This window comes from Microbacterium sp. Bi128 (assembly GCF_918698205.1).
In genome coordinates, this window is the sequence record NZ_CAKKMM010000995.1 from 1 (window position 1) to 1,886 (window position 1,886).

Here is a 1,886-nt window from a genome sequence, read left to right on the forward strand (position 1 = left end):
GACTTCGGTAATCGCCCCGTCAGAACCTGAATAGACTGTGCCTGAATAGACTGCGTCGTGCTGCAGCAGCAGCCAGATAAAGGAGGCCGCGGGGACCGCGGCCAGGGCGAAGAACGAATTCCTGCCAAACTTTCGGAACAGCAGCGGGGCCACAGCAGCCACCGCAAAGTGCACGGCAAGGACTGTGATCACTGGTATCTCCGCAACGTCAGAAAGTCGATTGTCAGCAAGTTGGAGCAGGCGGGTCATTTGTTAGGTTCGGTGCCGTCAGTTTACCAAGCGTGTACAAATTCTTTTGGCCGGGACACCGGTCACTGAACAATTCGACGCAAATGTGAAGCCGGGGCTAAACCCTGCCTGGCAAAACCCCCTGCCGCTCCCCCTCGGAGGACGCCCGGGGCGGCTACGATTCTGGCTATGAACACTGCCGCCGCCCCAGAGGCCATGCGCCCCTCGGAACTGGAATCGGGAAGTCCCGTCCCGCACCGTGGCCGGATCCTCGCGTGGGCCTCGTGGGACTGGGGTTCGTCAGCCTTCAATGCCGTCATGACAACGTTCGTTTTCACCGTCTACCTGACCTCCAAGGCATTCGGCGGGGAGGACCAGGCCTCGGCAGTCCTGGGCGCCGCGCTGGCCGTCGCCGGCGTGGCCGTTGCCCTCCTGGCCCCGGTCACCGGGCAGCGCTCCGACACGGGTGGCCGGCGGAAGCTGTGGCTGGGGGTCAACACGGCCGCCGTCGTCGTCCTGACCGGGTTGTGCTTCTTTGTCTTCCCGCGGCCGGACTTCCTGATCCTGGGCGTCACGCTCATAGCGCTGGGCAACGTCTTCTTCGAGTTTGCCGGGGTCAACTACAACGCCATGCTCACCCAGATCTCCACCCCGCGGAACATCGGCAAAGTGAGCGGCTTCGGCTGGGGAATGGGGTATCTTGGCGGCATCGTCGCGCTGCTGGTTGTGCTCCAGCTTTTTGTCCAGCCCAGCGTGAACTGGTTTGGCGCCTCCACCGCGGACAGCCTGAACATCCGGCTGGTGGCGGTGTTTTCGGCCCTGTGGTTCCTCGTCTTTGCACTGCCCGTGCTGTTCGCGGTCCCGGAGCTGCCGCGCTCGGACCGGGGCGCCGGGCTGGGGTTCCTCGCCTCCTACGGCCTGCTCGTACGGCGCATCAAGGCGATCTACCGGACCAGCCCGCACACTATCTACTTCCTCCTCGCGAGCGCCATCTTCCGGGACGGGCTGGCAGCTGTCTTCACCTTCGGCGGGGTGATCGCGGCCGGCACCTTTGGCTTCGAGCTCAAGGACGTCATCTTCTTCGCGATCTTCGGGAATGTCGTGGCGGCCGCCGGCGCCATCCTCGGCGGCTTCCTGGATGACAGGATCGGGCCGAAGACCGTGATTATCGCGTCTCTGGCCGGCCTGCTGGTCGCGGGTACCGCGATCCTGGTCCTCGGCAACGGCAGTTACAAGTTCTTTGGCATGGCGTGGGCCGGGGCCACCACGTTCTGGGTCTTCGGCTTGCTGCTGTGCCTCTTCGTGGGGCCGGCCCAGTCGTCCTCCCGCGCCTACCTCGCCAGGCTCGCCCCGCACGGCGAATCCGGCGAGCTCTTCGGCCTCTACGCCACCACGGGCCGGGCCGTAAGCTTCCTCGCCCCCGCGCTCTTCACGCTGTGCATCGCTGTCGCCGCTCCCTTCGTAGCGGAGGGCGAGGCCCAGCGCTGGGGCATCCTCGGCATCATGGTGGTGCTGCTCGTGGGCCTGCTCGTGCTCCTGCCGGTCAAGGCCCCCGACCAGACCGAAATCGCGGTGGTCCCCGAGTCCTGAGGCGGCCGAATCAACGGTTCGCGCACTAGGCTGAGGGTATGAACGTGGATGAGACGGACCTCCCCGGC

General features: G+C 65.4%; 2 protein-coding genes. One reads left to right on the plus strand and one right to left on the minus strand.

Annotated features, from left to right (window positions below):
* Positions 1-192: hypothetical protein (locus tag LQV45_RS28975; RefSeq protein ID WP_230010470.1), on the minus strand; the 192-nt coding region annotated here is incomplete at its 3' end.
* A gap of 225 nt (positions 193-417) precedes the next feature.
* Between LQV45_RS28975 and LQV45_RS28980 the strand changes: the two genes are divergently transcribed.
* The gene (locus LQV45_RS28980; protein WP_230010472.1) at positions 418-1,818 is read left to right on the plus strand and encodes an MFS transporter; all 1,401 of its coding nucleotides are present in this window, start codon (positions 418-420) and stop codon (positions 1,816-1,818) included.
* Positions 1,819-1,886 lie beyond the last annotated feature (68 nt).

What these genes read in the sequence shown, in the direction of transcription:
- LQV45_RS28980 (WP_230010472.1), top strand. Translation starts at nt 418, where the DNA reads ATGAACACTGCCGCCGCCCCAGAGGCCATGCGCCCCTCGGAACTGGAA.